The organism is Inquilinus sp., from assembly GCF_057815775.1.
Genome location: NZ_JBYRFX010000473.1, coordinates 1 through 6,137, shown reverse-complemented (window position 1 = coordinate 6,137; position 6,137 = coordinate 1). Strand labels below are relative to the sequence as shown.

At 68.7% G+C, this 6,137-nt stretch carries 8 protein-coding genes; 2 read left to right on the top strand and 6 right to left on the bottom strand.

All coding sequences use genetic code 11. The annotated features are described in order from the left end of the window. Positions 1-34: 34 nt before the first annotated feature. The 6 genes from minE to AC3XYG_RS16840 form a co-directional block, all read right to left on the bottom strand. Positions 35-313, bottom strand: coding sequence for a cell division topological specificity factor MinE (gene minE, locus AC3XYG_RS16865; RefSeq protein WP_309795798.1), 279 nt, complete (start codon positions 311-313; stop codon positions 35-37). After that, on the bottom strand, positions 310-1,125 hold the full coding sequence (gene minD / locus AC3XYG_RS16860) for a septum site-determining protein MinD (RefSeq protein ID WP_489141009.1): 816 nt from the start codon (positions 1,123-1,125) through the stop codon (positions 310-312). Before minD ends, minE begins: the two co-directional genes overlap by 4 nt. Positions 1,126-1,148: 23 nt before the next feature. After that, positions 1,149-1,862, bottom strand: coding sequence for a septum site-determining protein MinC (gene minC, locus AC3XYG_RS16855; RefSeq protein ID WP_489141008.1), 714 nt, complete (start codon positions 1,860-1,862; stop codon positions 1,149-1,151). 313 nt (positions 1,863-2,175) lie between these two features. Next, positions 2,176-2,880 carry an RluA family pseudouridine synthase gene (locus AC3XYG_RS16850; protein ID WP_489141007.1) on the bottom strand — a complete coding sequence of 235 codons (705 nt, stop codon included), beginning with the start codon at positions 2,878-2,880 and terminating at the stop codon, positions 2,176-2,178. Between the two features lie 154 nt (positions 2,881-3,034). Continuing rightward, the gene (locus AC3XYG_RS16845) at positions 3,035-3,313 is read right to left on the bottom strand and encodes a hypothetical protein (protein WP_489141006.1); all 279 of its coding nucleotides are present in this window, start codon (positions 3,311-3,313) and stop codon (positions 3,035-3,037) included. An 8-nt stretch (positions 3,314-3,321) separates the two neighbouring features. Then, the gene (locus AC3XYG_RS16840) at positions 3,322-3,900 is read right to left on the bottom strand and encodes a histidine phosphatase family protein (RefSeq protein WP_489141005.1); all 579 of its coding nucleotides are present in this window, start codon (positions 3,898-3,900) and stop codon (positions 3,322-3,324) included. 81 nt (positions 3,901-3,981) lie between these two features. Here AC3XYG_RS16840 and AC3XYG_RS16835 point away from each other — a divergent pair, with 81 nt between their 5' ends. Together AC3XYG_RS16835 and AC3XYG_RS16830 are read left to right on the top strand one after the other, a co-directional pair. Further along, positions 3,982-4,872, top strand: coding sequence for a polyphosphate kinase 2 family protein (locus AC3XYG_RS16835; protein ID WP_489141004.1), 891 nt, complete (start codon positions 3,982-3,984; stop codon positions 4,870-4,872). A gap of 81 nt (positions 4,873-4,953) precedes the next feature. Continuing rightward, the coding region (locus AC3XYG_RS16830; protein ID WP_489141003.1) for a hypothetical protein at positions 4,954-6,137 on the top strand (1,184 nt) is incomplete at its 3' end.

Here is a 6,137-nt window from a genome sequence, read left to right as displayed (position 1 = left end):
GCACCGCCCCTTCTGTGTGAGACCGGCCGGGCGGTCAGCCGCGCAGCGCGACCCGCGCCGGGCCGGCCGGGGTCGGGATCTCGATGTCGACCTCGAGGGTCGAGACCGAATTGCCGCGGTCGAGCTTGACCTGCACCTTCTCGCGGTCGATCGCGATGTGCTTGGCGATCACCGCCAGGATCTCCTCCTGCAGGATCGCCACCAGGTCGGACCGGCCGCCGATCGAGGACCGCTCATGCGCCAGCAGGATCTGCAGCCGCTCGCGAGCCACCGGGGCGGAACTGCGCTTGCTGAAGAAGCTGAACAGGCTCATGCCACCCTCCGACCGAACAGCTTGGCGAAGATGCCCTTCTTGTCGCTCGGGACGGTCATCTCCAGCGTCTCGCCGCGCAGGCGCTTGGCGGCGTCGAAATAGGCCCGGGCCGGGGCGCTCAGCGGGGCATTCAGGGTGACCGGGGCACCCATGTTCGAGGCGCGCAGCACTTCCTCGCTCTCGGGGATGATGCCGAGCAGCGGGATCGACAGGATCTCGATGACGTCATCGACCTTCAGCATCTCGCCGCGTTCGGCCCGGATCGGGTCGTAGCGGGTCAGCAGCAGGTGCTTCTCGACGCGCTCGCCCTTCTCGGCACGCTCGGTCTTGGAATCGAGCAGGCCGATGATGCGGTCGGAATCGCGGACCGAGGAGACTTCCGGGTTGGTCACGACCACCGCCGCATCGGCGTGGCGCATGGCCAGCACGGCGCCCTTCTCGATGCCGGCCGGGCTGTCGCAGATCACCCAGTCGAACTTTTCCTTCAGCTCGGCGATGACCCGGGACACGCCCTCCATCGTCAGCGCATCCTTGTCGCGGGTCTGCGATGCCGCCAGCAGCGACAGGGTGTCGATCCGCTTGTCGCGGATCAGCGCCTGCGACAGCTTTGCATCGCCCTGGACGACATTGATCAGGTCGAACACCACCCGGCGTTCCGATCCCATCACCAGGTCCAGGTTGCGCAGTCCGACGTCGAAATCGACGACCACGACGTTCTGGCCGCTTTGCGCCAAGGCCGCGCCCAATGCCGCGGTGGAGGTCGTCTTGCCGACCCCGCCCTTTCCGGATGTCACGACCAAGACTTTGGCCATATTCGTCGTTCTCCTCAGTTGCCTCAGTCCAGGGCCGCCAGAACCATCACGTCGCCGTCGAGCCACGCCTGCACCGTCTTGCCGCGCAGCTTCGGTTCCATGTCGTCCGCGGTCTTGTAGAGCCCGTCAATCGCCAGCAGCTCGGCTTCGAGCTTGCGGCAGAAGATGCGGGCATGTTCGTTGCCGTTCGACCCCGCGATCGCCCGGCCGCGCAGCGTGCCGTACACGTGGATCGACCCACCGGCGATGATCTCGGCCCCCGAGGCGACCGACCCGACCACGGTCACGTCGCCTTCCGGGAAGATCACCGACTGGCCGGAGCGCACCGGCCGGTCCAGCAGCAGCGATGCGGCGGGCCGCGCCTCCGCCGCCGGCGGCACGGCGTCGGCGCCGTCCGGCACCTCGATCATCCCGGCAGGCCGGCTGCCGGTCATCATCGGCGGCAGGCCCCAGGCTTCTGAGCCAAGCCAGGCGGGGTCGGCGCCTTCGATGCCGATCAGGCGGATGTCGCGCTGCTGCAGATCCTCGATCAGCGCGGTGAGATCCTGCTTTCGCATCGGCAGAGCCGACAGGTCGACCACCACGGGTCGGCCTTGGAAGAAGGTCGGCGAGCGCTGGATCTGCGCGTCGAGTTCGGTGAGCCAGTCCGTGATCGGCGGCTCAGGCGCAAGCACGAGCGCCATGAAGGAGCGACCACGGAAACGGATAGCGGGGCGGGGGCGGGCTGCTGTTGTCACGGTCAGGGGCGTAGCCGGGCGCGATCCGGCCGTCAACACAGTGGGTTCGTGACCATTGAACCCGGTTCGATCCGGATATGCAACAGGTTGTGGTTCCCATCGCCGCCAGCCGCCATGTGTTGTGTCTCGATCGATCTGATCGCGGCTTGTTTACAAAGCTTTCTCTAACGGTCCGACGCTCGGGCGGCGCCTATGCTCGCCCGGTTGCTGCCGGGCAACGGCCCGGATCGGCGCGCGAGTCAGGAATGACGCCGGGCGACTCGGGGGCGGCCACCAACATGTCGTCTGCAATCTCAGTCGAATCGACGGCAGGTCAGCCGATGCCGAGGCGCCGCAGCGTCTCGGCCAGATGCGGCGGCGGCGGCGCCTCGACGGTGACCGCCGGCTTGTTGTGGTGGAGCGGGACCGCGACGGCGCGGGCATGCAGGTGCAGCGGTGGCGCCTCCGGCCCGCGGCCGGCCGTGCCATAGATGGCGTCACCCAGGATCGGGAAGCCCGAGGCGGCGCAGTGCAGCCGCAGCTGGTGGGTCCGTCCCGTCAGGGGCTTCAGCTCCAGCCAGGCCAGGCCGTCGGCGCGCCCCAGCACGCGGAAGTCGCTCTGCGCCGGCTGGCCCTCGGGGTCGACCCTCATCCACCAGCCGCGGTCGGGCGATTTGCGGGCCAGCGGCAGGTCGATGCGGCCTTCGTTTTGCGTGGGGCCGTCTTCGACCACTGCCCAATACATCTTGGTCACGCGGCCGGCGGCGAACAGGCGGCCCAGCTTGGCCGTGGCCTCGCGGTGCCGGCCCAGCACCAGGCAGCCGCTGGTGTCCTTGTCGAGACGGTGGGCCAAGGCGGGGGCCTGCGGCAGGCCGAAGCGCAGGGCGTCGAGATGGTGGTCCAGCACCGGCCCGCCCTTGGGCCCGGCATGCACCGGCAGCCCGGCCGGCTTGTCGATCACCAGCATCATCCCGTCGCGATACAGCAGGCGGGCCAGGATCTCGGCGTCGGTCAAGGCTGGGGGCGGCGCGGCGATCATGCCGGCGTCATCGCACCGGACCATGCCGGGGCGCAACGAAAAGTGATCGGGCGTGCGGTTATCGAACCTAAGATCGATGGATAATGGTTTGAAATATAGAGATAGATGCGTCCGGGCGGGATAGGATGAATCCCGCCCGGGTGCGGGTCAATGCTCAGTGGTGGTGGCGGTTCCAATCATGGGCCACGCGCGCCTCGCAGCTGTGCCGCGCATGGCCGTGCATGTGGCCGCACTGCGCTGCCTGGCGATGGCTCAGCGATTCCCCGTGATGATGCGTAGCTGCCTGGGCGGTGGCGAAGGTTGCCGGCGTCGCCAGCATCAGAACGGCGGCGAGCAGGAGGGGACGACGGGATTTCAGGATCATGATGAAGCCTTGAGCCTCTGGTAGGAATGCCGTGACTGGCATGACCCCTTCACGGCGCCGTGCAGCCATTCCGTCGCCTATCCGTCGATCGATTTCCATCCGTGCAACAGCCGGTGGTCCGCGGCGGTGAAGCTGTAGAAATTTCCGCCCTGGCCGGCGGGCTGGTCGGCCGCGCGGCTGATCGGGCGGCCCTGCAGGTGGCACAGATACAGCGCGCCGACGGCACCATGCGAGACGACGGCGATGTCGCCCTCCCCAGGGGCCCGGCGCAGCACCTCGTCCACCGCGGCGACGATGCGGCGCTGGGCGTCGACCGCCCGTTCCCAGCCGCGCACGCTGTCCTCCGGCCGGGCGAAGAAGGCGTCGGCCATGGCTTCGAACGCGAGCTTCGGCAGGTAACCCGTTGCCGAACGGTCATTTTCTCCCAGATCGGCAATCTGGCTGACCGGCAGGCCCAGCGCCTCGGCCAGGATCGACGCGCCGTCGATCGCCTTGCGCTCGATGCTGCAGAACAGGGCGCGGAGATCCTTCGCCCAGGGCTGCCTCAGCACCGCCCGCATCCGCTCGCGACCGCGCTCCGACAGCGGCCAGTCCGGCACCGGCACGGCCGGGTCGATCCGGACGTCGGGATGGGTGATGAACCGGACCTGTCGCATGGATTGCCTTCGGGGCCAGGGGTCGACGCCGCGCCGAGGATAGGACAGGCTGGCGCCGGCCAGAACGGGAGAAGCGCCGAAATGAAAGACGACATGGTCAAGCTGGGCAAATTGGCGAAGCGCTATCGGATCGAGGATGGCGAGGGCTTCCGCCTGAAGGATTTCGATCCGGCCGATACCGCCTGGCTGGATGACAAGGAGGTGGCGCAGGACGCTTTGGCCCAGAGCATCACCCGGCTGGCCGAGATGCAGGACATGCTCTACGCCCAGGACCATTGGTCGGTGCTGCTGATCTTCCAGGCGATGGATGCGGCCGGCAAGGACAGCACGATCAAGCATGTGATGTCCGGTATCAACCCGCAGGGTTGCCAGGTCACCGCCTTCAAGCAGCCCTCGGCGGAGGAGCTGGACCACGACTTCATGTGGCGCACCACCCGCCACCTGCCGGAGCGGGGGCGGATCGGCATCTTCAACCGGTCCTATTACGAGGAGGTCCTGGTCGTCCGGGTCCATTCCGGCGTGCTGGGCAACCAGCGGTTGCCGCCCAAGCTGGTGACCAAGAAGATCTGGAAGGAGCGGTGCGAGGATATCGGCGCCTTCGAACGCTACCTCGCCCGCAACGGCACCCTGGTCCTGAAGTTCTTCCTCAACGTCTCGCGCGACGAGCAGAAAAAGCGCTTCCTGGACCGGCTGAACGAGCCGGAGAAGCACTGGAAGTTCCAGCCCAGCGATGTGTCGGAACGCCAGCTGTGGCCCGATTACATGAAGGCCTATGAGGAGATGATCCGGGCGACCTCCGCCCCACACGCGCCCTGGCATGTGATCCCGGCCGACAACAAATGGTTCACCCGCCTGGCCGTCGCCGCCGCGATCGTCGACGCCATGGACCGGCTGGACTTGGCCTATCCCAAGGTCGAGCCGGAGGTGAGCGAGAAGCTGCAGGCGGCCCGGGCGTCGCTGGAGAACGAATAGCCTTCCTATGATGAAAGCGATGGATCGGTAGAAAACCGAGCGATCGTAGATCATTATAGCTTGATGTTTAGATTCCATGTGATGAGGGCATCGATCGCGGCCGGGTTGCTCCTGGCCACCGTGCTGGGGCCTGCCCGGTCCCCGGCGCTGGCCGCCGGAGGCGGCCCGCTGGTTCTCGACGCCCCGGCGGGCGAATTCCGGATCGATCCGGCGACGCTGGCGGTGTCGCTGCGGCGTGCCGATGGCAGCGAGGCGGCGCTGGCCTCGCCTGCCTTCGCCCCGGCGCAGGTCACCGATCGCACCGATCATGTCTGGCGCGTGGCCTCGGGCGGCGATGCCTTCACGGTCGAGGCCGGCCTCGCGGACGGCGCGCTGCGCCTGTCGATCCGCGCCGATCACCCGGCGATGCTGGCTTGGCCGCAGACCGCCGATCCCTCGGCAATCACCGCCTATGCCATGCCCTTCGGCGAGGGCAGCTTCGTGCCGTCGGACGACCCGGCCTGGCTCGACTGGCTGCTGCGCCGCTACCCCGCGGGCTCGGAGCTGAGCGAACAGCTGTCGATGCCGGCCTGGACCGAGCTGCGGCCCGGCGGGTCGGTCACCTGGCTGGTCGAGACGCCGTTCAACACCGGCTTTGCCGTCACCGCGGCGGCGGGGCGGCCACGGCCGGTCCTGTCGCACGACTTCACCCGGCTGGCGCCCGGCGCACCCTATGTCGTCCGCATCCTGCCCGGGCCGGCCGATCCGCTGGCCGGGGCCCGCGCCTATCGCGCCTGGCTGCAGGCGACCGGCGGCTTCGTTTCGCTGGCCGACAAGATCGCGGCGCTGCCGGACACCGCCCGGCTCGGCGGCGCCTCCCACATCTATCTCTGGGGCAAGGGCCCGCTGAAGCCGGAGGATGTGCTGCAGTGGCGCGTCTTCGTCAGGCTGTTCCAGCAGAAGAAGGGCGACCCGGCCCATCTCGCCGGCCGGCTGTGGCAGGGCTTCGATGCCGAGACGCGCGCCGCGTTCGAGGGCGCATTCAAGGACGCCGCCGGCGCCGCCGGCTTCGTCGCACCCTACCGGCGGGCGGTGCTGGTCCGGGCGGTCAATGACGGGCTGCGGCAGGCGGTGCCGATGGCGGCGGTCGACCCGCTGCCGGGCGATCATGATCCGGCGGCCGAGGCGGCCTGGGCCGTCGGCCCGGCCCGCGCGGCGCTGGTCGGTGCCTTCGGCCCGATGCTGGCGCCGCCGCCGCGCTGGGGCGGTGGCCTGTCGCTCGTCAC